Below are 24951 nucleotides of genomic sequence, written 5' to 3' on the forward strand. Positions count from 1 at the left end.
TGGGAGCGCGGGACGGGTGTGGACTTCATGGCGCTCGCCTCCTTCCGTGGGTTTCCGGGCGTGCGGTAACACGCTAGGGGTGGTTCGCGGTCGCGTCCATCGGTTTTTCGGCGTGCGGCGGCCGGTGCCGGGGTGGAGCGTGGGGGTGTGGGACGAGGCGACGGGGACCGGCGGGGCTGGCTGCGGGGCGCGCCGCCGCCCGGCTGGGTGCGGGCGTTGCCGCTGCTCCTGGTCGCGGGCGTGTGCGTGGCCACGCTGATCAGCCCCGACCCGCTGGACCTCGGCTTCCTGCTGGGCGCGATCCCGCCGCTGGCCGTGCTGTCCTACGGTCCGGTGGCGACCGGGGTGCTCGGCGCGGCCGTGGTGGTGATGCTGAACGTGCCCGCGTTCCAGCTCGACCAGCCGGGTCAGACCGATGTGCTGACGGTGTGTTTCGTCGCCGTGCTGAGCGTGTTCGTGGCGTTCGTGCGCCGGCGCCGGGACCTTCAGCTGGACACCGAGCGCACGATCGCCGAGGCCGCCCAGAACGCGCTGGTGCCGCCGGTGCCCGAGCGGGTCGGTCCGGTGCGCTGCGCGGGTCTGTACCGGGCGGCGCAGCGCGGGACGCTGGTCGGCGGCGACTTCTTCGACGTGCGCGTGAGCGCCCACGGGGTGCGGGCGGTGCTGGGCGATGTGCAGGGGCACGGGCTGGCGGCGGTGGCCACGGTGGCCTCGCTTCTCGGCGCGTTCCGGGAGGCGGTGCTCGACCAGCCGGCCCTGGAGGCGGTGGCCGCCCGCCTGGACCGGCGGCTGGTGGTGGACTCGGCGCGGGTCACGCACGCGGAGCTGTTCGCGACGGCCGTCCTGCTGGAGTTCACCCCGGGCGCGGACGCCGTGCGCATCGTCGTCTGTGGGCATCCGGCGCCGGTGCTGCTGCGCGACGGCACGGCCACGGAGGTGGACGCCGTCCCGTGGACGCCGCTGGGGCTCGGTCTCATGGAGGACGCCCCGCTGACCGCTCTCGTCCTGCCGTTGCGCCCCGGCGACCGCCTCTTTCTGGCCTCGGACGGCGTCTCGGAGGCCAGGGACGCCGACGGCGTCTTCTATCCGCTCCTCGACCGGCTGCCCTCCCTCGCCGCCGACGCCGACCCGGCGACGACGGCGGACCGTGTGTGGAACGACGTCCGGCGCCACTGCCCCGCCGTCCGCGACGACGTCACGATGCTCGTTCTCGCCCCGGTGCGGCCGCAGGGGCGCTGAGCCGCTCCGCGTCCCCCTCCGCGTCAATGTGCGGCAGCATCCGGTCCAGCCATCGCGGCGTCCACCAGGCGTGTCTGCCCAGCAGCGTCATCACGGCGGGGCTGGACGTCGAAGCGGACGGTGATGTACCCGGTCCTTCCGTCGCCGGAGACGGGGCCGACCTTGGTCGGGGTCGGGGAGAGCGGGTTCTGGGCCGACAGCACATGAGGCAGTTTCTGCAGGTCGCCCACCGTGCCGGAGATCTGGGAGCTCAGTGCGCTCAGGGCCTGCTTGTCGTCGTGCAGGACGATCTGGCTGCTGTAGCCGCCGGCCTGCGGGTCGTGCTCCTCCAGTACCTCCAGGCCCTTGTGGGACTGCACGTCCGACAGCTGGAAGTTGTCCTCGTAGGTCCCGCGCCGACGGAGCGGTCGATCGCCTGGAGGGCGACCAGCGCCACGAGCCAGGCCACGATGACAATCGCGCAGTGGCGGGCGCACCAGGCGCCGAGCCTCCGCAGTCCCCCGGGTCGCGGTTCCCCCGCGGCGGCAGCTTCCATGACCTGCGCCTTCCCTGCCGCGCGTGTGCCGCGTGAACGGTTCGGACGCCCCGATACGGCCCATTAGACGCCAGCCCGATCACCCGGGCATCTCGGACGACGACCGGCGCTGCGCCCCTTCCGGATGCAGGGTGCGCGCCCAGGATGAATGGTGTTAGTGGACCCGATGTGCGCACCGGGCCGTCGCAGCCACCGGACCCGAGGAGCCAAGACCATGTCGACGTCACAGCCCGGCGCGTCCCGGCCGTCCCCGGACCGCGCCACCCCGGACAAACTGCTCCACACCCGCACCGGCACCGAGGTGTCGCCGGAGGACATGGTCCTCGCCACCGGCCGGGACCTCACTCCGCGCAACCTCGAGTGGGCCCGGCGCAAGCTGGACGAGGAGGGCCCGAGCGCGATCGAGAAGCTGCTGCCGTAGGCCGGGCCCCGGCGACACTCTTTCGCGGCGGGCCCTCGCACTGCCAGACTGCGGAGGGTGCCCGACTTCGACATGCTCGTCCTCGGATCAGGTCCCGGCGGTCAGAAGGCCGCCATCGCCGCGGCCAAACTGGGTCGCCGGGTCGCCGTCGTCGACCGCCCCGACATGGTCGGCGGGGTCTCCCTCCACACCGGCACCATTCCCTCCAAGACGCTGCGCGAGGCGGTGCTCTATCTCACCGGCCTCACCCAGCGCGACCTGTACGGACAGAGCTACCGGCTCAAGGAGGACATCACCGTCGGCGACCTGACGGCCCGCACCCAGCACGTGATCGGGCGGGAGACCGACGTCATCCGCAGCCAGTTGTCCCGCAACCATGTCGCCCTGTTCGCCGGCACCGGCCGGTTCGTCGACGCCCACACGATCGCCCTGCGGGAGACCACCGGGCAGGAGCGGCTGATCAGTGCCGAGCACATCGTGATCGCCACCGGGACGCGGCCGGCGCGGCCGGACAGCGTGCAGTTCGACGGGCGGACCATCCTCGACTCCGACAATGTCCTGACCATCGAGCGGGTTCCGCGGTCGATGGTGATCGTGGGCGCCGGTGTGATCGGCATGGAGTACGCCAGCATGTTCGCCGCGCTGGGCAGCAGGGTGACGGTCGTGGAGAAGCGCGCCGGGATGCTCGACATGTGCGACGTCGAGGTCGTCGAGTCGCTCAGGTACCACCTGCGGGACCTGGCGGTGGCGTTCCGGTTCGGGGAGACCGTCGCCGCCGTGGAGCGGCATCCGCGGGGTGCGCTGACCGTGCTGGAGAGCGGCAAGAAGATCCCGGCGGACGCGGTGATGTACTCGGCGGGCCGGCAGGGCCTGACCGATGAACTCGACCTGGACAAGGCCGGGTTGGCGGCGGACCGGCGCGGCCGGATCGAGGTCGACGAGCACTACCGCACACCGGTCCCGCACATCTACGCCGTCGGTGACGTCATCGGTTTCCCGGCACTCGCGGCGACCGCGATGGAGCAGGGCCGGGCAGCCGCGTACCACGCCTGCGGCGAGCCCGTCGGGCAGATGCACCACCTGCAGCCGATCGGCATCTACACCATCCCGGAGATCAGTTTCGTGGGGCGCACGGAGGACCAGCTCACCGAGGACCGGGTGCCGTTCGAGGTGGGCGTCGCCCGCTACCGGGAACTGGCCCGCGGGCAGATCATCGGAGACGCGCACGGCATGCTCAAGCTGCTGGTCTCGCCCGAGGACCGGACGCTGCTCGGCGTGCACTGCTTCGGCAGCGGGGCGACCGAGCTGATCCACATCGGCCAGTCGGTGATGGGCTGCGGCGGAACCGTCGACTACCTGGTCAACGCGGTGTTCAACTACCCGACGCTGGCGGAGTCGTACAAGGTCGCAGCCCTGGACGCCACCAATCGGCTACAGCAGTTGGACCGGATCGGCGACTGATCCGCGAGGCGCCGCCCGCGGTCCTCCCGCCGTCATGAACATTACCCATCCGTCAATCTTGAAAGCTCAAGCGTTAGGGCTATAGTCACTCGCACACTCGGAGTGACCGTCCGCCGACGCAGTGCTGGCACGGTACTCTCCGCGCGCTCTTCCCTGCCGACGTTTCCCGAGGTCACCCCTCTCGACGTGCGGCGGCGCTCCACTGCTCCACTCCTCACCCCCCATACGCCGCCGGGCGGCGTGCACGAAGGAAAGCAGCACAACCATGAGCAACAGCACCGGAAGAGGGCTCCAGGCGAATGTGCTGGGCACCTTCGACACGGTGGTGATGGCGGTCGCGGGCAGCGCCCCGGCGTACTCCATCGCCGCCACCACGGCGGTCCTGGCCGGCGCCGTGGGACTGGCCGGTCCGGCGGCGCTGCTGTACTGCGCGATACCCATGCTGGGCATCGCGCTGGCGTTCAGCCGGCTCAGCCGCATCGACGTCAACGCGGGGGCCAGTTACTCCTGGGTGGGGCGCACGCTCCATCCCTTCCTGGGCTTCATCAGCGGCTGGGCGCTGGTGATCTCGGCGACCATCTTCATGGTGGCGGGGTCGCTGCCGGCCGGGTCGATGACGCTCGCCCTGTTCGACGAGGGCCTCAGCGACAACACCGCGCTCGCGACCGTCGTCGGCGCCGCCTGGTTCCTGGTGATGCTGGCGGTGGTGCTGGGCGGGGCCCGGCTCACCGTGCGCGCGCAACTCATCATGTCCGGCGTGGAGCTGGCGATTCTGGCGCTGTTCGCGGTGCTCGCCGTCTTCCACACGGACAACGCGCTGCCGTTCGACTGGTCCTGGCTCGGGTTCAGCCACTTCCACGGGGTGTCCGGGTTCGCGTCGGGCGCGCTGGTCGCCGCGTTCTACTACTGGGGCTGGGACGTCACCAGCAACCTCAGCGAGGAGACCCGCAACAGCCGCCGCACGACCGGTCTCGCGGGACTGATCGGCGTCGGCATCGTCTTTCTGCTCTTCGAGGTCTTCACCATCGCGGTGAACGTCGTCCTCAGCTCGCAGCGGATCGAGGACAACGGCGCGAACGTGCTGGCGGCGCTGGGCGAGGAGGTGTGGCCGGGCTGGGGCGGCAAGCTGCTGATCGTGGCGGTGATGCTGTCGACCGTCGCCACCCTGGAGACCACCCTGATCCAGGTCACGCGCTCGCTGTTCGCGATGGGCCGCGACCGTACGATGCCGTCCGCGCTGGGCCGGGTGCACCGCACATGGAACACGCCCTGGGTGGCGATCGCCGTGGTGGGCGGCGTGGCGCTGGTGCTGTTCGTCGCCTCCAACGCGCTGGGCTCGGTGGGCGACATCCTGGCCGACGCGATCTCGGCGATCGGCCTGCAGATCGCCGTCTACTACGGGCTGGCGGGCCTGGCCGCGGTCGTCGCGTACCGCAGGACCCTGCTGAAATCGGTGTCCGACTTTCTCCTCGGCGGGCTGTGGCCCCTGTTGGGTGCCCTGTTCATGTTCTGGATCTTCGCGGAGTCGCTCGGTGAGCTGGACCCGGCGGCGGTCGCCATCGGCATCGGCGGGCTCGCCGTGGGACTGGTGCCGATGCTCTGGTACTGGCGGCAGGGCAGCGACTACTACCGGCCCGCCCGGCTGGACGCCTCACGGACCGTGGAGGCCGGCTATGTGCCCGACGGGCATCAGGCCGGGCGCTCCACCGCCCATGAGGGTCTGTCCACCGACTTCTGAGAAGGAATCCGATGGCGCGGGACCGTTTCGCTCCCGATTTCGACCCCGACTGCGGGGACGCCCCTCTCTCCTCCACCCGGCACGACATCGTCATCGGCCGCTGGCAGGGACTGCGGGACCTGCTGCGCGCGACCGGACCCGACTGGCTCGCCCGCGGGCATCGGGTCCGGCTCCTCGCCCAGGCCTGTGCGGGCAGTTCGACGGTGGAGACCTGGCTGGCCGCCGAGCCGCACAGCGCCGACGCGCTGGTGCTGCGGGCGGCCACCGAGACGGCCCGGGCGTTCAACCTGGCGATCAACGCGGGCCGGGGCATGCCGATCGACCAGACGCGGATCGACGCCGCGGTCCTGGCGTGTCTGGCGGCGGCCGAGGCGTACCTGGGCGATCCGACGCCGTGGACCTCGCTGATCTCGGTCGCCCGCCTCTACCCGGCCGGGGTGCGCCGACAGGAACTGGCCCGCTGGTGGGACGAGTTGTACCAGCGGGACCCCTACAGCATGGAGGGCCACCTCCAGGTCCTGCACTACTACTCCGCCCGCTGGCACGGCTCGCACGGTCTGATGTACGACTTCGCCCGGGACGCGGCCGGCGTGGCCCCGCCGGGCTGCCCGCTGCCGGTACTGGTGCAGTACGCGCGCGTGGAGGAGTTCCGTCACTCCCTCGACACCACGCAGGGCCGCTCCGCGTCGGTGGGTCTCGGCCAGCACTGGAACAACGACGGCGCCGTCAGCGACGTCCGCCGCACCTGGGACCGCTGGATCATGGGCCGCAAGGAGGACACCATCGCGCCGGGCGAGCTGCGTGACGTCAACTACCTGGCCCACGCGGCGTGTTCGGCGGGGGTGGCGGAGGTGGCCATGCCGCTGCTGGGACTCCTCGGCCGGCGGGCGACACGCACTCCCTGGTCGTACACGGGAGACCCGGCCCAGCAGATCGCGCGGTGGCGCAAGGAGTGGAGGGTACGCGACTGAGCGCAGGCACCCGTGTCGCGTCGGCTGCCGGGCCGAGCGTCCGTGACGGCGGCGGCGGTCCGTCAGGCGCGGTTCGGCGCCGGCTGCGGCTCGGCGAGCGGCGCTGCCGCGCGGCGGGGGAGCAGCAGCGGGGTCGCCAGCAGGAGCACGCCGGCCAGGCCGATGGCCGTGCGCAGCCCGAGCAGACCGCCCAGGACGCCCCAGAGGGCCGTCAGGAACGCGGTCGAAGCCTTGGTCGTCACCGCCCAGGCGGACAGGGTGCGGGCGACCCGGTCGGGAGCGGTGCGCTCCAGGCGACAGGTGGCGGAGACCGGGTTGAAGACTCCACAGCAGAAGATGAGCCCGAGCTCGACGCCGATCACCAGCAGCAGACCGCCGGCGCCCGGCCCGAGGAAGGCCAGGCCGACGGGCCAGATCGCGCGCAGCGCCCCGACCACGACCAGCACCCGGTGCTGCCCGAACCGGGTGACGAGCGGCCGCGCCAGCCGCGAACCCAGCAGCCCGGCGATGGAGGGCGCGGCGAAGGCGAGGCCGTACTGCCACGGTGAGAACCCGAGCCGGCCGAGCATCAGGACGGCGAGCAGCGGCTGGGCGGCCATCACCAGGGCGTTGAACAACGCGGTGTTGAAGAACAGCGGGCGCAGCGTCGCGTCGGCGAGGATGTACCGCCACCCGTCGAGCAGGTCGCGGGCCCGCATGCGTTCGGTCTCCCGGGGCTCGGGCCGCGGCTCGTGCCCGCCCATCGCGCGGATGCCCAGGGCCGAGAGCAGGTAGCTGACCGCGTCGGCCACCACCGTCGCCACCGGGCCGAGAAGCCCGATCGCGGCGCCGCCCAGCGGCGGTCCGATGATCGTGGTCGTCCAGGCCGTGGACTCGAACCGGGCGTTGGCGACGAGCAGGTCCTCGGCCGGCAGCAGCGTCTTCAGGTACGCCCCGGAGGCGGCGCGGAAGGTGATGTCGGCCGCCGCGACGACGACCGAGACCAGCAGGAGCTGAAGGAAGGTGAGCACGCCGAGCGCGAACGCGGCGGGGACCGTCAGCAGCGCCGCGAACCGCACCAGGTCCATCGCGATCAGCACCGGCCGCTTACGGCGGAACTCCACCCACGGGCCCAGTGGCATCGCCACGGCCGCGCCCACCGCGGCCCCGACGGAGGACAGCGCGGCGACCTCGGCCGGTCCGGCGTGCAACACCTGGATGGCGATCAGCGGGAACGCTCCGAAGGCGAGCCAGGTGCCGAGCGCACTGGTCCCGTACGCTCCCCAGAGCCATCCGAACCGCCGCCCCAGCCGGTGCCCGCTTCTCATGCCCGCCGCCCCCGCCACTCGCCCGCACAACCGATCCGCGATCGAAGACATCAAAGCGAGCAGCGTACGCAGGGATCAAACAACCGCAGGACCTCCTGACCACAACCAGCGGTTGTACCCCTAGGGTGGCGACATGGACCTCGACACCGTCCGGACGTTCGTCGCCGCCGCCGACGCGGGGCAGTTCCAGGAGGCCGCCGCCGAGCTGGCGGTCACTCAGCAGGCCGTCTCCAAGCGCATCGCCGCGCTGGAACGCACCCTCGGCGTGCGGCTGTTCACCCGCAGCGCGCGCGGCGCCCAGCTCACCATCGACGGGCAGGCGTTCCTGCCCCACGCGCGCGAGCTGCTGCGCGTCGCCGAGCGCGCGGTCGCCTCCGTGCGCCCCGACCGCCGTCCGCTGCGCGTCGACGTGATCGCCTCTCGCGTCGCGCCGTCGGGTCTGATGCGCGGCTTCCACCGCGCGCACCCCGAGATCGAGCTCGACGTGGTGTGGCTGTTCGACGTCGAGACGGCCGTCGCCGCCATCCGGTCCGGTGAGATCGACGCGTCCTTCCGTGCCGTCGCCATGCCGGGCCGTCCCCTCCCCGAGGACATCGAGTCAGTCCGTGTGCTCGACGAGCCGCTCCAGCTCCTCACCGGCCCCGCCCACACGTTGGCGGGCGCCCGGTCGGTGACGCTCCCCCAGCTCGTCGGGCACCGGATCTGGATGCCCGGCATCGTTCCGGGCACCGAGTGGGCCGCCTACTACGACGACCTCGTCGCCGAGTTCGGCCTGACCATCGAGGCGACCGGCCCCAACTTCGGCTCCGACGCGCTCCTCGACACCGTCGCCGACACCCCTGCCCTGGCCACCTTCATCAGCGAGCAGACCCGCCTCGTCTGGCCCGCCGGCCACGGCCTGCGCCGCATCCCGGTGACCGCCCCCACCCCTGTCTACCCGCACTCGCTCCTCTGGCACCGCGACAACCCCCACCCGGCGCTGACCGCTCTCCGCGCCCATCTCGCCGCGACGGCGGCCGACCACGACGCCGCCGGCATCTGGACGCCGGACTGGGTGATTCCCCACTGAAACGCCGGAGCACCGAGAGCGACGACGTGCCTGCCGTCATCGCTCATCCGGAGGACGCCATGGGGCGACCCTCCGCCCGGCAGGAGACGGCGTGAGGCCCGGCGGATCGCCCCGGGGTGTCACGCGGTGGCGTTCGGGCCGTCCGGGCTGCTTCGGCGCCGGTCGACTACCTCGCGGCTGAGCTGCTCCGTCTCCGGCTCGGGCAGCCGCTCGAAGCCCTCCTCGGTGATGACCGAGACGATCGGGAAGATACGGCGGTTGAGGTCGGGGCCGCCGGTGGCGGAGTCGTCGTCGGCCGCGTCGTACAGCGCCTGGAGCGCGGCCAGCGCCGCCTCGCGCCGGGACATACCGGCGCGGTACAGCTTCTTCAGCGACCCGCGGGCGTACGGGGAGCCGGAGCCCTCGGCGTGGAAGGGCGACTTCTCGTACAGGCCGCCGGCCACGTCGAAGCTGAAGATGCGGCCCCGGGCGCCCGGGGCGGCGGCGGTGTCGTAGCCGGCGAGGAGCGGGACGACGGCGAGGCCCTGCATGGCCTGGTCGAGGTTCTGCCGGATCATCGTGGCCAGCCGACGCGCCTTCGCGCCGAGGGTCATGGGGACGCCCTCGACCTTCTCGAAGTGCGTGAGCTCGACCTGGTACAGCTTCACCATGTCCAGGGCGAGTCCGACGCTGCCGGCGAAGGCGACGGCGGTGAGGTCGTCCGCCGGGTGCACCTTCTCCAGGTCGCGCTGCGCGATGAGGTTGCCCATGGTGGCCCGGCGGTCACCGGCGATCAGCACACCGTCGCGGTAGGCGAGGGCGAGCACGGTCGTGCCGTGCGGGAAGCTGTCCGGGGCGGCCCGGACGCCGTCGGGGAACGGTCGGCGGGTGGGGAGCAGTTCGGGTCGGTGCGCCGCCAGGAAGTCACGGAAGGACGAACCGCCCACCGTGAAGAACTCGTCCGCCGGCCGTCCCTCGGTTCCGCTCCGCGCCATGCCACTCCCCCTCGCCGCCGCCTCCGACACCCCACTACCTACCTGCGCCGGACGGCCGGGAAACACACGTACGACACACGGAGGCCGATGGCCGGAAGACGACGTCAAGCGGCCCGGTGCTCGCGCGCGGTGAGCACGGCGGTGGGCATCCGGCGGACGGTGCGCAGGATCGCCGCCTCGGTGGTGTCGGCGTCGTGGCCGCTCGTGCCGGCCGAGGTGCAGCCGGTGCAGAAGGCGACGGGGACGGCCTCGTGCCCGGTGAGCAGGCAGGGCGGACGGACGCCGAGCCGGTGCAGTCGCGCGGCGGCGCGGGTCCAGTCGCGGTGGCTCTTGGTGGTGCGGTCCACGGTGTGGTCCAGGACGGCGTACTGCACGGCCAGATGCCCGGCGAGCGCGAGCGCGGCCAGGGCCGCGACGAGGTCGGCCAGGGTGAAGGCGCCGGCCACCGCCGCGAGCAGCCGGTGGCCGCGTGGTCGCCACGACCTGCCGGGCCCGCTCGCCGGTACGCGCCGCCGCCTGCCCACGAGCAGGGCGTTCGCGCCGTTGGCCACCGGCGAAACACAGGTAACCGGATGACCGAATTACCGAAGAACCGAAAAACAGGGACAAACCAACCCGCATCAGTCGGGCGCGCAGGGTGGCGTACGCCGTCGCCGTCGCCCTCGCCGTCGCCCTCGCCCTCGCCTCGCCGTCGCCTCGCCCTCGCCTCGCCCTCGGCTTCAGTCGTGCGGGAAGGAGTGGTGCTCGTGCGCGATCAGCCAGCGGCCGCGCTCCTTGCGCAGACCGAAGGTGAGCCGCAGCCGCAGCGAGGGGCACGCGGCGAGCTCTTCGGGCGTGCCGCAGCGCAGCAGGGCATAGGCGTAGGCGACGTCGTGGCCGGCGGTGACGTCGAGGGTGTCGATGTCGAAGCGGGCTCCCTGGGCCTGCCAGACGAAGAACGGCGGCCAGGTCGCCCGGTAGGCGGCCAGACCCCGGATGCCCTCGTGGGGCGCCGGCACGTCGTACATCACGAGGTCGTCCGCGTGATGGTCGAGGACGGTGTCGAGGTCGCCCCGGTGGACGGCGTCGGCCCAGCGGGTGATCAGCGCGCGGATCTGCGTCTCGTCGTCGGACACGGTCGTCCTCCTCTCGTTGCGGGTCTCCTTCCAGGAGACTGCGACACTCTGCTGTGTGCTCACTTTCGACGACCTGCTCATACGCGCCCGCGCCCTCGCCGGGGACGGCCGCCGGCGCGCGCTCCTCGGTATCACCGGCAGCCCCGGCGCGGGCAAGACGACCCTCGCCGAGCGCCTGGTGCGGGAGCTGAACGGCGCGGGTGAGCCGTGGGTCGCTCATGTCCCGATGGACGGTTTCCACCTCGCCGACGTCGAACTGGACCGCCTCGGCCGCCGGGACCGCAAGGGCGCGCCCGACACCTTCGACGCGGCCGGGTACGCGGCTCTGCTGCGGCGGCTGCGGGAGGAGAGCGACGGCGACGAGGTCGTGTACGCGCCGGGCTTCGAACGGGTCCTGGAGCAGCCGGTCGCCGGAGCGGTGCCGGTGCCGCCGACGGCCCGGCTGATCGTGACGGAGGGCAACTACCTGCTGTTGGCCACGGGCGCGTGGCAGCGGGTGCGGGCCGCGCTGGACGAGGTGTGGTTCTGCGCGGTCGCGGAGGACGAGCGCGTCCGGCGGTTGGTCGCCCGCCACGAGGAGTTCGGCAAGGGGCACGAGGAGGCGGTGGCCTGGGTCCTGGGCACCGACCAGCGCAACGCCGACCTGGTGGCGGCGACGCGGGACCGGGCGGATCTGGTGGTCACCCCGGCTGTCACCGGCGCACGGTAGCGGAGGTTCGGGCTCTCCCTCTCCCCCGCCGCCGTCAGCGGCTGACCGCGCGGAGCGTCAGCTGTGGCTCGGCGTGCGCGTCGTCCGGTCCGAGGACGGCGGTGAAGGCGTCCGTGCGCAGGGTCAGCCCCTGCTCGCCCCGCTCGACGGCCACCGTGAACGGTTCCTCGGTGCCGTACCGCAGGGCGAACACATGCAGGTCGTCCGGCGCGTCGGCGACCGGCCCCGCCTCCAGGGCCGTCGAGCTGACCAGGTGGCGCCACCCCTCGTCCGGGTTGCCGTAGCCGCGCGGGTCGGCGGCGAGGGCGAAGGCGGCCTGTTCCTGGGTGAGTTCGGCGCGGGCGTCGAAGTGCTCCGGCCCCGGTGCCTCCGGGTGCGTGAGCCGCAGGGCGCCCGCCGAGGAGACGGCCGCGTGCGCCGTACGCCGGACCCGGTCGCCGTCGTCCTCGGCGTACGGCAGGCCGGCCAGCAGGTACGGCGTGCCGTCGAGGCGTTCCACGGCGACGGCCGTCCACAGGGTGGCGCCGTCGGTGACGTACAGGGAGCGCACGTGGCGCAGGACCTGGTCGCGGCCCACGACCGGCTTGGTGACGAGCTTGGCGGTCAGGCCGTCGGCGCGGACGTCACGCACACGGACCTCGCCCATGGGGCGGCACAGCAGGAAGCCGTCGGTGACGGGTCCGAAGCCGTGCTGACGGCCCACGGCGGCGGGCAGGCAATACGTCCCGGCCGCCTCGATCACCGCCGGGGTCATCCGGTCGTCGAAGGCCACCGAGACCGTCCCGGCCCGCAGTTGGTGGCGTGCGGTCCGGGAGGAGGGCTCGCGGTGCCAGGGCGTGGTGTCCTGGATCTGCCAGACCAGCATCCAAGCGAAGTGACCGTCGACCCCGCCGTCGTCCTTCGCCGCGTGCCGGGCCCAGCGGCTGTCGCCCCGGTAACGGCCCAGGTCGGCGCCGATCCGGGCGCCGAAGTAGCGCAGGCCGAGGACGGACTCGAAGGCGGAGTGCTGCTCGCTGTAGCGGGGGCCGCCGTTGTCGAAGCCGCCGCCGGTGAGGCGGGCGTCGATGTAGCGGGCGAGCGCGTCGCCGTCCTCGGCGAAGATCTCCTCGCCGCTGATCCGGTGGGCCTGGGCGAGGAAGGAGAGGGAGATCGGGCCGTAGTTGTTGTCGTAGGCGCCGCCGTGCTCGGGGGGCAGCAGGGCGCCCCGGTCGCGGACCCGGTGGGCGCGGATCTCGTCGGTGTACAGCCCGAGGGCGCGGGAGCGGACCTGTGCGCCCTCGGCGTCGGGCAGACGGCGGGCCAGCATCAGGCCGCCGACCACGCACCCGATCGCCTGGTTGCCGGCCTCCTGCGGGTTGAAGAAGGTCGCCTCGGTCAGCCAGCGCCAGTAGCCCCGAGCCACGTCGAGCAGTTGGGCGCGCTGGTCGGCGTCCACCAGGCCGTCCGGTGCGTCGAGGATGTTCACCGCCTGGAGCAACGCCCACACCGTGCTCGGCCAGTCGCCGATGGGGTGGGCGCCCGGCTGCAGGACGTAACGGGCGTACGGGAGGCGGGAGTTGCGGATCCGCAGGTTCGGGTAGCCGGGGTTGTCCTCGGTGTAGACGCGCTCGTTCAGGTGGAAGGCGAGGCTGCGGCGCACCGCCTCCGGCAGTCGCGGGTCCTTGGTGCGCCGCAGGGCGAGCACCAGCAGGGAGGTGATGCCGAGCGAGGTGTCGCCGATGTCGTCGGTGCAGTCGGGGTGTTCGAGGTTGCCCTCGGGGGTGAGCCGGGCCAGGGCCTGCTCGGCGACGTCGGCGAGGACGGCGTCGTAGGCCTCGGGGGTGTCGGGCAGGTTGTGCAGGGGGCCGCGCTGGCGGGGGAGGTGCACGGGGATCAGCCCTTCATGCCTGAGGTGGCCACGGGACGGCGGGCGCGCAGTGCGACGGTCAGCGTGTGCGGGCCGTGTCCACCGATGTAGACGCGGTTCCCGGTCGTCGCGTCGGTGCCGCCGACCACGGTGTAGTCCTGTCCCGGGTCGTAGCGCAGTACGTCGCTCCGGTCCGGTCCGGCGAGCGGTTCGCCCGTCTCGACGGCGGCCTCGACCCGGATCTCGTCGTCGCCGACGCGGTAGGTCATCGGCTCGGTCGTCAGGCACCAGCGTCCGTCGCCGAGCGGTACGGCGCCCTGCGGCTCGCCGCCCGGCCGGAAGGTCAGTTCGAGGGCCCAGGGCACCGATGGGCCGCTGATGTCGATCCGCAGGTCGGCCCCGTCCTCCCGCAGGTCGACCTCGACTCGGGTCGTGTGGGAGACCTCGTCCTGAGGGCGGTCGGGGAAGGCCATCGCCGCGGAGAAACGGCCCTCGTCCACCAGACGGTAGGCGCCGTCGTCGCGCCTCCGGTCCTTCGGGAGCGGCTGGTAGTAGGCGGTGGTGAGGGTTTGGGTGAGCCGGTACCGGTTGTCGGCGAGCTGTTCCATGTCGGCCGCGCGGAACGGGCCCAGGTCGAAGAACACCCGCGAGAGGCGGACCGCGTCGAGGACGGCGGCACCGGCGAACAGGCGCAGGAAGGTGGGATTGCAGGCGAGGCCCGAGCGGATGCGCCGGTGCTCGGGCACGTCGGAGCCGCCGTACACCACGGTGTGCGCGGTGGCCGAGACGTGTGCGGCGAGGCCTGCGGTGGGGAGGTACCGGCCGCGCGGGAGCTTCTCCGCGTCCGGGGCCGGCAGGGCGCGGCACAGATCCGGGGTGAGGAGGGTCTGGGCGAGCAGGTCGGGGTCGTTGATGCCGTCGGCGGCCGCCAGGCGGGCCGCGCGGGCGAAGTCGCCCCGGCCGGTGCGGATCGCGAGCAGCCGGTAGTGCGGCAGGTAGGGCCACAGCGCGAACGAGAGCCTCTGGTCCTGGCGGCGCGAATGGACGGTCTCCACCGTGCCGTCCGGCCTGATCAGGTCCAGGGTCGCGACGAGGTTGCGTTCGACGGCGTCCAGCAGGTCGGTACGCCCGAGCACCTCGGCCAGCAACAGCAGCGACGGGTTGGTGACGATGGACGCGTAGACGGCGCTGCGTTCCGAGTACAGGCCCTCCGCGTCGATGTCGACGCCCTCGGCGAGCCACTCCTCGACGCGGTGGAGCAGCCGGTCGTCGGGGAACGACCGGTGCAGCCGGGCCAGCGCCGCGCACAGCTCCCAGCGGTGGTTCGGGGTGTGCACCCCACCGGTCAGGAGGCCACCGGTGGCGGCGCCGGCGATCTCGGCGAGCGCCGCTGTGACGTCGTCCAGTTCCGGCCCCGCACCCGCGGCGAGGACGTACGCGTCGCAGACGTCGTTGACGGTGAACGCGGAGTCCGGCGGCGACTGCACGTTGTCGCCGCCCGCGAAGAGACCGGAGGCCGTCTGCACGGACCGCAGCGCACGGAGGTGGGTCAGCGCGGCGGCGACGGCCCGCTCGCTGCCGTGCTGGGCCGACTCCGGCGAGCGGTACGCCGCGACCAGGGTCTTCACCCGCCGGGCCAGGGCGCGGTGCGGCCCAATGAATTCCGCCGACGGGTCGGCCGACCCGTCGGCGGCGAGCGCCGCTGCGCGGACGAACTCGCGGTCGAACGAAGTGGGCAAGGTCAGTCCTTCAGTCCGGCATTGATGTCGGCGCCCATGACATAGCGCTGGAAGACCAGGAAGACGGCGATCAGCGGGATCATGGAGATGACCGAGGCGCCGAGCAGTACCGACCAGTTGATGTTCTGCGCGCCGACGATGGACTGGATGCCGATCTGCACGGTGAACTTGTTGGGGTCGTTGAGCATCAGCAGCGGCCAGATGTAGTCGTTCCACCGCCACTGGAAGGACAGGATGGCGAGGGTCAGCATGATGGGCCGGGAGAGCGGCACCATGATCCGCAGGAAGATCGACAGTTCGCGGGCGCCGTCGATGCGTGCGGCTTCCACGAGTTCGTCGGGAACCGTCAGGAAGAACTGGCGGAACATGAAGCATCCGGTGGCGGTGAGCACCGCCGGGAGGATGATGCCGGCGAACGAGTTGTAGAGGCCGAGGTTGCGGACCACCAGGAACTCCGGGGCGAGCATGACCTCGCCGGGCAGCATCGTGGTGGCCAGGATGCAGAGGAAGAACGCCTTGAGCCAGCGGTTGTCGTACTTGGCCAGCGCGTACCCGGTGCAGCAGCTGACGCCCACCGTGAGGATCGTCGTGATCACGCACACGAGGGCCGTGTTGATGAAGTACTGGGAGAAGTTGGCGCTGTCCCAGGCCGCCTTGAAGCCCGACAGAGTGGGGTTGTGCGGAACCAGTGTCAGCGGATAGGAGAACAGCTCGCTGGCCGGCTTGAAGGAGCTGAGGATGAACCACAGCACCGGCAGCCCGTACAGGCACGCCATGATCCACAGCAGTGTCGTCGCGGACACCGCCTGCCGCAGTCCGCCGCTGCCCGTGCCGCGGGTGCGCTTCTTGGAAACGGCCCGTCCGGAACCGGCGTCGACCGGGCGGGGCATGTCTGTGGTTGTCATCGGTTCTCCACCCGCCGGTTGACGAAGAGCTGGACGAGCGCGACGGCCATCAGGATGAGCATGAGCACGAACGACGCGGCGCTCGCGTAGCCGATCTGGCCCCGTTTGAAGCCGGTCTCGTAGATGTACTGGACGAGCAGGTTGTTCGAGGTGCCGGGTCCGCCGTTGTTGAGGGCGACGAACACCGGGTACTCCTTCATCGCGTTGATCGTGTTGAGCAGGATGACGATGAACGAGGTGGGCGCGATGCTCGGCAGCGTGATGCTGAAGAACTGGCGCCACGGACCGGCGCCGTCGAGCGAGGCCGCCTCGTAGTACGACACCGGTACGTTCTTGATCGCCGCGATGAACAGCAGCATCGAGAAGCCCGTCCAGGTCCAGGACGCCGCCATCACCACCACGAGCAGCGAGAGGTCCGCGTTCGACTGCCACGGGACGGCGCTTCCGCCGAGCTGCTCGATGAGGTAGTTGACCAGTCCGAAGTTCTCGCCGAACAGCCAGCGCCACAGGACGCCGACGACGATGGGCGACAGCAGCCACGGGATGAAGAAGATGATGCGGGCCACGGACGTGCCCTTGGCGTTCTTGCTGACCAGCAGGTTGGCGATGAGCAGCGAGGCCCCGAAGTTGAGCGGGACGAAGAGCACGGCGTACAGGAGCGTGCGGGTCAGCGCGCCGTAGAAGGCGGAGTCCCCGATCAGCTGGTGGTAGTTGTCCAGTCCGACGAAGCTGAACGCCCCCACGCCCGTGTAGTTCGTGAAGGAGTAGACGAGCCCGATCACCGCCGGCCAGACGAAGAACAGCGAGAAGAGCACGACATTGGCCGCGATGAGGACGAGCGGCGCGAGGACGTAGCGGCTGCGGCGTCTCCTGGGCGGGCTCACGGACACGTCCGGGGCGTGTTTGGTCATCTTCCTGACTCCGTGCTGGTGGAAGGGATCTTCGTGGGCTCACGCCATGAGCCCGGCATCACGTGGGCGTCCAGGGCCGGGCGGCGGGGGTTCAGGTCCCGCCGCCCGGCCCTGTGGCCTACGATCCGGTGCCGACCTGCTGGTTGTAGCCGGCCACGATGTTCTCCAGGGCCTTGTCGGCCGACTGCTGGCCGTTGATCGCCTTGCCGAGCTCCGTCTTGGTCGGGTCCTCGGTGATGCTCTTGCCCTTCAGCACCCATTCCGTCTGGGCGCCGTTGAAGTAGCCGGAGATCGGGGCGTAGAGCGGGATCTCCTCGTTGTACAGCTTGAACGCCGCCTGCGCCGCCTCCGAGGTGAAGGGGTACTTCGGGTTCAGCCCGCTCTCGACCGGCAGGAAGCCGGACGTCTCGCACAGCACGCGGTAGTGGTCCGGCTCGTACAGCCAGGACATGAACTTGGTCGTGGCGGTGGCCGCGTCGCCGTTGTTGTTGAAGCCGACCATCATGCCGCCGGCGTTGACGTCGGAGGCCTGCACCGGCTGGGCGGGGGTCGGGACGCTCGCCCACTCGAACTTCTTGACGCTCTCGGCGAAGGAGGCGACCTGCCACACGCCGGACCAGTAGGCGACCACGTCACCGCTCTGGAACATGGCCGACGGGTCGGCGCCGCTGGTCCACACCGACTTCGGCATGGTCTTGTCGTCGTTCCATCCGACGAAGGTGTTCACGGCCTTCTTGGTCGCGTCGTCCACCGAGAACTTGCCGGAGTCGTCCGCGTGGACGTACTTGCCGCCCATCTCGTACACCATGGCGCGGAGCCGGGACGGCGACTGGTCGAAGGTCAGGGAGTACTTGACACCGGTCTTCTCGCGGACCGTGTTCGCCGCCTTGATGAAGTCGGTCCAGGTCCAGGTCTTGTCGGGGGAGGTCGGGAACGCGACGCCGGCCTTCTCGAACAGCGACTTGTTGATGAACATGCCGGACGCGGTGACGTCCGAGGGGATGGCAAGCACCTTCCCGGAGGAGTCCTTGGCGATGAAGTTCGTGTTGATCTTGTTGGTCTTGTTCTCGGCGATGGACTTGAGGTCGATCAGCTTGTTCGACCAGATCGGGTCCAGCGACGGCACGGCCGCCACGTCGGGCAGGGAGTTCGCCTGCGCGGCGTTCTTCAGCTTCGTCGTGTAGCCGTCGTAAGGGATGTTGACGAGCTTGACGTCGACGCCCTGTTCCTTCTTGTACTGCGCCACCAGCTTCTTCCAGCCGGCGTCCTGCCCCGGAACCGTGGAAATCCAGAACGTCAGCGACTTGGAGGTACCGCCCGAACCGGATCCCGACCCGCAGGCCGAGAGCAGAAGGACACCTGCCGTGGCCACGGCAGCGAGGGGAACCACCCGGCGTATGCCGCCGCGGCCGAGTCGGCGGGAGCGCCGCACACCCACACTGGTCATTTTCGATCCCTTTTCGTCGTACTGGACGGAGCACGGCGCCAGCCGAGGCGGCACGGGTGCATTTTGCAGGAGATTTCGCTTTCCGGGGGGCGCGGCCTCGCCCGGCCGCGTCGCCTTCACGGGTGGGATCCCCGGCCATGAGGGCCGTCGTCGCACGAGCACGCCCTCGTGCGGCTGCCGTACTTCGAGTACGGGCGGGAAGCTACCCCGAGTCGGCGTCCCGGCCGACTTAGAAAGCGCTTGTCCGGACATTGGCAGACCGAGTCGGAGGCCGTCAATCCTTAGCCCGCGCGGTCTCGGTCACGGTTTGGACTCCCCGGGCGACCGCGAGCCGCGCGGCGCCCACGACGGTGCCGGAATCCCCGACCGTGCTGCTGACCACCTCGGTGGGCCAGCTGAGCCGTGCGAGCTCGGCCCGCACGCCGGGCAGGAGCTGCGGATCCGCGCCGGTGCTGCCCCCGAGCACGATGAGCCCCGGGTCCAGGACCGCCGTCACGGCGGCGGCGAGCCGGCCCACGTCCACGGCATGGCGGCCGACGACGGCGCCGGCCGTGGCTCTGCCCTCCCCCGCGAGGGCGAAGAGCCGCTCGGTGGTGCGCGGGCACGGCCCGTCCGCGGCCTCCCAGGCATCCCTGGCCCGACGGAGCAGGGAGCGGGCGCCGAGGTACTCCTCCAGGGCCTCCTGGCGCGGCTCACGGCCGTCGTCCCAGGGGTAGGGCAGCCGGGCCAGCTCTCCGGCGGCCCCGTTCGATCCGCGCAGCACCTGGCCGCCGACGACGATGCCGAGACCGATGCCCACGCCGATCCGCAGATAGCCGAAGGTGTGGCGACCCCGGGCGGCTCCCTCGTGCAGTTCGGCCAGGGCCGCGCAGTTGACGTTGTTCTCCAGGTGGACGGGCACGCCCGGCGGCAGCGCGACGGCCATGGCGTCGAAGACCGGGCCCGCCTTGGCGGTCGCGGGACGCATCCCGCTGCCCTGCCGGTCCCGCGCGGCGACATCGCCGACGGCTACGACGATGGAGCGCAGCGGAACGCCGTAGGGCAGCGCGTCGAGCGCCTCGCGCACCGCGTCGGCTGCGTCCTCGCGGGAGGCGGTCGCCTCGGCGAGCAGCGCGCCGTCCAGGGCGCAGCCCCGGACCCGGGTGAGGGCCGGGCCGAGGTCCACGGCCAGCACGGCCCCGGCGGCCGGCCCGAGGCAGTAGACGGCGGCGGAGCGGCCGGTGCCGCTGGAGGCGGTCCCGGAGTGCGCGGCGAGCCGGGCGGCCTCCAGTTCCGCCACGGCGGAGGACACCGTCGGCTTGGACAGTCCTGCGAGGCTCGCGAGCTGCGGCCGGGTCGCGCTGCCCGCCTGGGCCAGCACGGCGAATACGGCGCTCGCGCTCTCGGTCAGGCCGGGGGCCTCCACCACGTCGAGTTCCACAGTTTCCCCCACACGGGTACAGGGCCGCGCGGCCCGCTGATCGGCTCGGCGGGCTGCGGCGATGGGATGCTCCGACGTCGCGCGTTCCCGCCCCGCGGCGGCCCGGACGGGCCTCCCGGTGGTCGAGTGCGCGATTCCTCTTGACGCACTGTACTTCGTTAGTTAACTTCCTAACGAACTTCACGGTATACGCCTGCCGTGTTCGTCAGAAGCCCGTCCCGGGGCTTCCCTAGTTCGCTCAAGCATGCATCCAGGCTCGACCTTCCTTCGGTCACGGTTCGCCCGCCGTCGCAGCTCAACGCATCGACGAAAGAGGATCCGTGCAGGACTATCCCCCTTCGCGCCCCCTTGTGGTCGGCATCGACGTGGGCGGCACCAAGACGCACCTGCGCGCCACCGCGGGCGACGACGTCGTGTCCGACCACGTCCGTGCCAGCAGCGGCTGGCGACCGCACGACCCGGCCGCCGCCGCACACTGGCTGGCCGCCCTCGTCCGTGAGGCGCTGCCGGAGGCCGCGCACCCCGCGGCGCTCGCGGTGGGGGCGCACGCCTGCGAGACCCCCCTTCAATGCGCACGGATCCGGGTCGCACTTCAGCAACTGCTCGGCGTTCCCACCTACCTCGTGGGCGACGCCGAGTTGCTCGTTCCCGCCGCCGGGCTGGACAAGGGCGTCGGCCTCGTCGCCGGGACCGGCTCGGTGGCCGTGGGCCGGCTGCCCGACGGGGCGCCCGTCCAGGTGGGCGGCTGGGGCGCGGTCCTCGGCGACGAGGGCGGCGCCGCCGGCCTGGTCCGCGAGGCGGCCCGGGCGGTGTGGGCCGCGCACGACCGGGGCGAGCAACCCGACGCCCTCGCGCGCGGCCTGGTCGCCTCCTTCGGCGTGCCCGAGGTCCCGGCGCTCGGCGCGGCCCTGGAGAGCGCCACGGACGTCTCCGCCGAGTGGGGACGGCACGCCCCCGTCGTCTTCGCGGCCGCCGCCGAGGGCTCCGCGCTCGCCCGGACCGTGATCGCCGAGGCAGGCGCCGCGCTCGCCGCGCTCGTCGGCCGGCTCGCCGCGCGCGGGGTCCCGGTCGACGACGTGGTCGTGGCGGGCGGCACGGTACTCGGCCAGCCGGTGCTGTACGAGGCGTTCACCGCGGCCCTCGCCGACGCCGTACCGGGGGCCCGGCCGCGGCCGCTCACCGCGGCGCCGGTCGAGGGCGCGGTGGCGCTGGCGCGTTCGCTTCTGTGAGCCGCCGATCTCACGTTCACCTGCACGCCATGTACCGGTCGCCGGGCCATCGCAGAAGAGACACAGCCCGACCGTAGATCTTCGCTCGTACGCGTCATCCGGCTCACAGATCAACAGAAGGCGTACGAGCCGCACGTGATCGCACCTCCCCTCTGGCCCACGGCCGCAGAACTCAAGAGAGGCACACCCATGCCGTCATCCGCCGGGCTCAGCTCCCCCTCGGCAGTGAACAGAAGGCGCTTCCTGAAGGTCTCCTTCGGTGGCTCCGCTGCCCTGGTCGCCGCCCCGACGCTGGTCTCCTGGCTGGCCGCCGCCGACGCCAAGGCCGCCACCGCGCCGCTGCCGTTCGTCGACGACTACAAGACGAACCTGGTCGCCAACTCCACGCCCGAGACCAACGCGGCGGTGCGCATCCTCAGCGGCTTCGCGCAGGTGTGGAAGACCGGCTCGGCCTGGAACACCGGCACTCCGCTGCGGCCCGACATCCTGCGCGCCAACGTGCGCTACTGCATAGCCGTCACCCGCGCCCGCACGGAGGCGCAGGGCAAGAAGGCGTTCGTCTACGACCGCCAGCACCAGAGCTACGCGATGATCGCCGGCCTGGGCCCCCTGGCGGACCTGTACAAGGCCGGCGCCAAGGCGGTCACCTCGATCACCAGCGCGCCGGACACCACTCCCGCCACCAAGATCGACGACGCCGTGCCCGCCGGCGCGCCCGCCGGCTCCACGCTCGGCGCCGGCTCGTACACCTCCGACCTGGGCCTGGTCGCCAAACTGGTGGACACCGTCCGCGGCCCGTTCGCCTCCGGTAACCCGAGCAAGTACGCCTTCCAGTACCCGCGGCCCTGGCGCATGAACGAGAACAGTCAGGTCGTCGACACCGGGAAGACCGACACGCTCGGCTTCCCGGTGTACGACTCGAAGGTGGTCGTGGTGCCGCAGCTGCTGCGCCAGCGCAGCACCTCCCCCACGGACGACGGCGGTTTCCCGAGCGGCCACACCAACGCGTTCCACCTGGCGTCGCTGGCATACGCGTACGCCGTCCCGGAGCGGTTCCAGGAGCTGGTGACGCGCGCCCTCGAGCTCAGCCACACCCGGATCGTCTCCGGCATGCACTCCCCTGTCGACGTGATCGGCGGCCGCGTCCTCGCCACCGCGCTCGCCGCCGCCACGCTCGCCGACCCGGCCAACGCCGACCTCAAGGCGGCCGCCCGTGCCCAGGCCCTGGCCTATTTCACCGAGAAGACCGGCACCACGCCCGACACGCTGTACTCCTACGCGCACTCCGACGCCTCCGACGAGTACGCCGACCGCGAGGCCAACGAGCGCGCGGCGCTGCCCCGGCTGACCTACGTCCTCCACCGGGAGGGCCGCCGGCAGCCCCTCACCGTGCCCAAGGGCGCCGAGGTGCTGCTGGAGACCCGGCAGCCGTACCTCACCGCGGCCCAGCGCCGTGAGGTCCTGCGCACGACCGCGCTGCCCTCCGGGTACGTCCTGCTGGACGGCTTCGAGCAGTGGGGCCGGCTCAACCTGTTCGCGGCGGCGGACGGGTACGGCGCCTTCGACTCCGACGTCACGGTCACCCTGGACGCGTCCAAGGGCGGCTTCCAGGCGGCCGACGCCTGGCGCAACGACATCGAGGGCGAGGGCTCTCTGACCAAGCGCGGCTCCGGCACGCTGACCCTGACCGGGCACAACCGCTACCACGGCGGCACCGTGCTGGAGGAGGGCGTACTCGTCGCCGGGCACGCCAATGCCCTCGGTCAGGGCGATGTGCGGCTGGCCGGCGGCACGCTGCGCGCGGGCGCGCCGGTGCGGGTGCGCGGCGCCTGGGTCCAGGAGTCCGGCGCGGTGCTGGATCTGACGCTGCGTGGACACCACGGGCCCGTCCTCACCGTGTCCGGTCGGGTCCGGCTCGACCGGGGGTCGGTGCTGACGCTGCGCCTCGACGCCGAAAAGCCGCCGGCGGCGGGGACGACCGTCCCAGTGATCGACGCCTGCGCGCTGCGCGGTCAGTTCGACCGCGTCGAGCTGAACTCCGACCGCCTGCGGGCCGTACCCGTGTACACGGCAGACGGTCTGTCGGTACGACTCCTGAAGCGGTAACGCCCCGAGTGGCGGGAGCTGATGCAGAGTGGGCCCATGAGGCTGCTCCGGCTCTCTCCCGCCACCGCCCGGCCGGTGTCACCGCAGGGCGGATGATGGCGCGCGAACTGCACACGGTCCTGGAACCCTCCTCCGACGCGGGGCCGCGAGAGCCCTCGCGGCCGGCCCGCCGACGCCGGCTCGTCCCGCTCCTGGTGGCCGTGCTGCTCGCCCAGATGGCCGTCGCGATGGTCACCGCCGCGGTGCGGCAGTCGCCGACGATCGACGAGCCGGTCTACGTCGCCACGGCCGCCGACTACCTGCACGAGCACCGCGTGCACTACAACCCGGAGCATCCGCCCCTCGGCAAGCTCGTCGTGGCCGTCGGCGTTGCCTTGGCCGACCCGCACGTCGATCCCTCGTTCACCGGCACCCAGGAGGCGGCGGGCCGACATCTGCTGTACGAGTCGGGCAACGATCCCTGGCGGGTGATGCTGTGGGCGAGGCTGCCGGTGATCGTGCTGACGCTGCTGTTCGGCCTGGTGGTGTTCGCCTTCGCGCGCGATCTCGCCGGCCGCGCCCCCGCGCTGACAGCGCTCGCCCTGTACGCGTTCTCCCCCGACGTCGTCGCGCACGGCTCGCTGGCGACGCTGGACGTCCCGGCGGCGGGCTTCCTGCTGACGTCGGCGTGGCTGCTGTGGCGGGCCCGGCAGGGCAGGCCGCGCCTGTACCTGCCGCTCGCCGGGGTCGCGCTCGGCGCGGGCCTCGCCACGAAGATGAGCACGCTGCCCGCGATCCCGGTCCTGATGGCCCTGGCGGCGCTGTCGATGTGGGCCCGGCGACCCCGTGACCTGCGCAGGACTCTGGGGGCGGCGGGTGTGGTGGCGGTGACCGCCGTGGCCGTCGTCTGGGCCGCGTATCTCGTCGTCGATCCGCTGCTGCGCTGGGATCCGCGGTCGGTCCAGGTGCCCGTGGTGCATGGTCTGCGCGGGCTCCTCGTGCGGCTGCTGCCCTTCCCGGAGGCGTACCGGGACGGCATGCGGATGCAGTTCGGGCTGGAGAACCAGTCGTGGCAGGGCTTCCTCTTCGGCCATGTGTACTCCGGCTCGCGGTGGTACTACCTGCCGGTCGCGCTGGTCGTGAAGACCCCGCTCGGCATGCTCGCCCTGTGGGCGGCCGGGGCGGTCACGATGGTCGCGGTGCGCCGGCTGCGGCCCGCGGCGCCGTATGTGCTGCTCCCGGCGGCCGTGCTGCTGGCCTCGGCCATGACCGGGTCACGGGACCTGGGCACCCGGTACGCCGTGTTCCTGCCGATGTTCCTGGCCGTGGCCGCGGGATGCGCCCTGGCGGTGCGCCGGCGGTGGGCGCCGGTGGGGGTGGCGGCGCTGGTGGCGTTCGTCGCCGTCAGCTCGCTGCGGACGTATCCCTACTACCTGCCGTACTCCAACGAGGCGTTCGGCGGGCCGGCGAAGACCCACCTGCGGCTGCACGACTCCAACGTGGACTGGGGCCAGGACCTGGGACGGCTCGCGGACCGGCTGCGCAGCCGGTACCGGGGCGAGCGGGTGTGGCTGGTGTACAAGGGCAGCGGGGTGCCCGCCGCCTACGGCATCGAGGCCTCCGATCCACGCCGGGCGCCCGCGAGCCGGGTGCACGGACTGCTCGTCGTGTCGGACTCCGCCGCCGCCAAGGCGAAGGGCCCGCTGGCGGAGCTGCTGCGCTCCAGCCGGCCGGTCGACGAGGTCGGGCACTCGATCACCCTGTACCGCCGGTGAACCGCGGTCGCGGGGGACGGGAAAGGGCGTCTTCGCCCTCCCTGACCGGCAGGGT

20 protein-coding genes and 1 pseudogene are annotated in these 24951 nt (G+C 72.0%); 10 read left to right on the forward strand and 11 right to left on the reverse strand.

Features of this window, described 5'->3' with window-relative positions; genetic code table 11:
• The first annotated feature begins 147 nt into the window (after window positions 1-147).
• Window positions 148-1239, forward strand: a complete 1092-nt coding sequence (locus B5557_RS04315; RefSeq protein ID WP_079657852.1) for a PP2C family protein-serine/threonine phosphatase — start codon at window positions 148-150, stop codon at window positions 1237-1239.
• Window positions 1240-1337: 98 nt separating this feature from the next.
• Here the strand turns inward: B5557_RS04315 and B5557_RS04320 are convergent.
• A pseudogene (locus tag B5557_RS04320) lies at window positions 1338-1774 on the reverse strand (MMPL family transporter); the annotation flags it as partial.
• 214 nt (window positions 1775-1988) lie between these two features.
• Here B5557_RS04320 and B5557_RS04325 point away from each other — a divergent pair.
• The 4 genes from B5557_RS04325 (at window position 1989) to B5557_RS04340 (ending at window position 6365) form a co-directional block, all read left to right on the forward strand.
• A complete protein-coding gene (locus tag B5557_RS04325) occupies window positions 1989-2195 on the forward strand; it encodes a hypothetical protein (protein WP_079657853.1) in 207 nt (68 codons plus the stop codon).
• Window positions 2196-2252: 57 nt separating this feature from the next.
• A complete protein-coding gene (gene sthA, locus B5557_RS04330; protein WP_079657854.1) occupies window positions 2253-3656 on the forward strand; it encodes a Si-specific NAD(P)(+) transhydrogenase in 1404 nt (467 codons plus the stop codon).
• Between the two features lie 265 nt (window positions 3657-3921).
• Window positions 3922-5394, forward strand: coding sequence for an APC family permease (locus tag B5557_RS04335; RefSeq protein ID WP_079657855.1), 1473 nt, complete (start codon window positions 3922-3924; stop codon window positions 5392-5394).
• Window positions 5395-5405: 11 nt separating this feature from the next.
• Window positions 5406-6365, forward strand: a complete 960-nt coding sequence (locus B5557_RS04340; RefSeq protein WP_079657856.1) for a hypothetical protein — start codon at window positions 5406-5408, stop codon at window positions 6363-6365.
• A gap of 62 nt (window positions 6366-6427) precedes the next feature.
• Here B5557_RS04340 and B5557_RS04345 read toward each other — a convergent pair whose 3' ends face one another.
• Window positions 6428-7672, reverse strand: coding sequence for an MFS transporter (locus B5557_RS04345; protein WP_079657857.1), 1245 nt, complete (start codon window positions 7670-7672; stop codon window positions 6428-6430).
• A 133-nt stretch (window positions 7673-7805) separates the two neighbouring features.
• Here B5557_RS04345 and B5557_RS04350 point away from each other — a divergent pair, with 133 nt between their 5' ends.
• The gene (locus tag B5557_RS04350) at window positions 7806-8741 is read left to right on the forward strand and encodes a LysR family transcriptional regulator (protein WP_079657858.1); all 936 of its coding nucleotides are present in this window, start codon (window positions 7806-7808) and stop codon (window positions 8739-8741) included.
• A gap of 119 nt (window positions 8742-8860) precedes the next feature.
• On the opposite strand, the gene prcB is transcribed toward B5557_RS04350, so the two are convergent.
• From prcB to B5557_RS04365, 3 genes are all read right to left on the reverse strand, one after another.
• On the reverse strand, window positions 8861-9715 hold the full coding sequence (gene prcB / locus B5557_RS04355; RefSeq protein WP_079657859.1) for a proteasome subunit beta: 855 nt from the start codon (window positions 9713-9715) through the stop codon (window positions 8861-8863).
• Window positions 9716-9819: 104 nt separating this feature from the next.
• Complete coding sequence (locus B5557_RS46115; protein WP_079657860.1) at window positions 9820-10266, reverse strand: hypothetical protein; 447 nt, start codon at window positions 10264-10266, stop codon at window positions 9820-9822.
• A gap of 168 nt (window positions 10267-10434) precedes the next feature.
• Window positions 10435-10830 carry a nuclear transport factor 2 family protein gene (locus B5557_RS04365; RefSeq protein ID WP_079657861.1) on the reverse strand — a complete coding sequence of 132 codons (396 nt, stop codon included), beginning with the start codon at window positions 10828-10830 and terminating at the stop codon, window positions 10435-10437.
• Between the two features lie 55 nt (window positions 10831-10885).
• On the opposite strand from B5557_RS04365, the gene B5557_RS04370 reads away from it, so the two are divergent.
• The gene (locus B5557_RS04370; protein WP_079657862.1) at window positions 10886-11539 is read left to right on the forward strand and encodes a nucleoside/nucleotide kinase family protein; all 654 of its coding nucleotides are present in this window, start codon (window positions 10886-10888) and stop codon (window positions 11537-11539) included.
• A gap of 34 nt (window positions 11540-11573) precedes the next feature.
• Here B5557_RS04370 and B5557_RS04375 read toward each other — a convergent pair whose 3' ends face one another.
• The 6 genes from B5557_RS04375 to B5557_RS04400 form a co-directional block, all read right to left on the reverse strand.
• Complete coding sequence (locus B5557_RS04375; RefSeq protein WP_079657863.1) at window positions 11574-13406, reverse strand: hypothetical protein; 1833 nt, start codon at window positions 13404-13406, stop codon at window positions 11574-11576.
• A gap of 5 nt (window positions 13407-13411) precedes the next feature.
• Window positions 13412-15124 (reverse strand): hypothetical protein, encoded by a 1713-nt coding sequence (locus tag B5557_RS04380; RefSeq protein WP_079657864.1) that lies wholly within the window; start codon window positions 15122-15124, stop codon window positions 13412-13414.
• Between the two features lie 2 nt (window positions 15125-15126).
• Complete coding sequence (locus B5557_RS04385) at window positions 15127-16029, reverse strand: carbohydrate ABC transporter permease (RefSeq protein ID WP_079657865.1); 903 nt, start codon at window positions 16027-16029, stop codon at window positions 15127-15129.
• Window positions 16026-16940, reverse strand: a complete 915-nt coding sequence (locus B5557_RS04390; protein WP_079657866.1) for a carbohydrate ABC transporter permease — start codon at window positions 16938-16940, stop codon at window positions 16026-16028. The genes B5557_RS04385 and B5557_RS04390 overlap by 4 nt, the downstream gene beginning before the upstream one ends.
• Window positions 16941-17058: 118 nt before the next feature.
• Complete coding sequence (locus B5557_RS04395) at window positions 17059-18387, reverse strand: extracellular solute-binding protein (protein WP_079657867.1); 1329 nt, start codon at window positions 18385-18387, stop codon at window positions 17059-17061.
• A gap of 274 nt (window positions 18388-18661) precedes the next feature.
• Window positions 18662-19807, reverse strand: a complete 1146-nt coding sequence (locus B5557_RS04400; protein WP_079657868.1) for an ROK family protein — start codon at window positions 19805-19807, stop codon at window positions 18662-18664.
• A gap of 320 nt (window positions 19808-20127) precedes the next feature.
• Here B5557_RS04400 and B5557_RS04405 point away from each other — a divergent pair, with 320 nt between their 5' ends.
• The 3 genes from B5557_RS04405 (at window position 20128) to B5557_RS04415 (ending at window position 24896) form a co-directional block, all read left to right on the forward strand.
• Window positions 20128-21036: an N-acetylglucosamine kinase gene (locus B5557_RS04405; protein WP_079657869.1), complete on the forward strand. Its 909-nt coding sequence runs from the start codon at window positions 20128-20130 to the stop codon at window positions 21034-21036.
• A gap of 189 nt (window positions 21037-21225) precedes the next feature.
• Window positions 21226-23142, forward strand: a complete 1917-nt coding sequence (locus B5557_RS04410; protein ID WP_079657870.1) for a phosphatase PAP2 family protein — start codon at window positions 21226-21228, stop codon at window positions 23140-23142.
• 92 nt (window positions 23143-23234) lie between these two features.
• Window positions 23235-24896: a phospholipid carrier-dependent glycosyltransferase gene (locus B5557_RS04415; RefSeq protein WP_079657871.1), complete on the forward strand. Its 1662-nt coding sequence runs from the start codon at window positions 23235-23237 to the stop codon at window positions 24894-24896.
• The last annotated feature ends 55 nt before the right edge of the window (window positions 24897-24951 follow it).

It is taken from the genome of Streptomyces sp. 3214.6 (assembly GCF_900129855.1).
Classification (GTDB): Bacteria; Actinomycetota; Actinomycetes; order Streptomycetales; family Streptomycetaceae; genus Streptomyces; species Streptomyces soliscabiei.

Bases quoted from the DNA above. Each gene is read 5' to 3' on its own strand.
- B5557_RS04325 (WP_079657853.1), top strand. From the start codon at position 1,989: ATGTCGACGTCACAGCCCGGCGCGTCCCGGCCGTCCCCGGACCGCGCC.
- B5557_RS04335 (WP_079657855.1), top strand. From the start codon at position 3,922: ATGAGCAACAGCACCGGAAGAGGGCTCCAGGCGAATGTGCTGGGCACC.
- B5557_RS04340 (WP_079657856.1), top strand. From the start codon at position 5,406: ATGGCGCGGGACCGTTTCGCTCCCGATTTCGACCCCGACTGCGGGGAC.
- B5557_RS04345 (WP_079657857.1), bottom strand. From the start codon at position 7,672: ATGAGAAGCGGGCACCGGCTGGGGCGGCGGTTCGGATGGCTCTGGGGA.
- B5557_RS04350 (WP_079657858.1), top strand. From the start codon at position 7,806: ATGGACCTCGACACCGTCCGGACGTTCGTCGCCGCCGCCGACGCGGGG.
- prcB (WP_079657859.1), bottom strand. From the start codon at position 9,715: ATGGCGCGGAGCGGAACCGAGGGACGGCCGGCGGACGAGTTCTTCACG.
- B5557_RS04385 (WP_079657865.1), bottom strand. From the start codon at position 16,029: ATGACAACCACAGACATGCCCCGCCCGGTCGACGCCGGTTCCGGACGG.
- B5557_RS04390 (WP_079657866.1), bottom strand. From the start codon at position 16,940: ATGACCAAACACGCCCCGGACGTGTCCGTGAGCCCGCCCAGGAGACGC.
- B5557_RS04395 (WP_079657867.1), bottom strand. From the start codon at position 18,387: ATGACCAGTGTGGGTGTGCGGCGCTCCCGCCGACTCGGCCGCGGCGGC.
- B5557_RS04410 (WP_079657870.1), top strand. From the start codon at position 21,226: ATGCCGTCATCCGCCGGGCTCAGCTCCCCCTCGGCAGTGAACAGAAGG.
- B5557_RS04415 (WP_079657871.1), top strand. From the start codon at position 23,235: ATGATGGCGCGCGAACTGCACACGGTCCTGGAACCCTCCTCCGACGCG.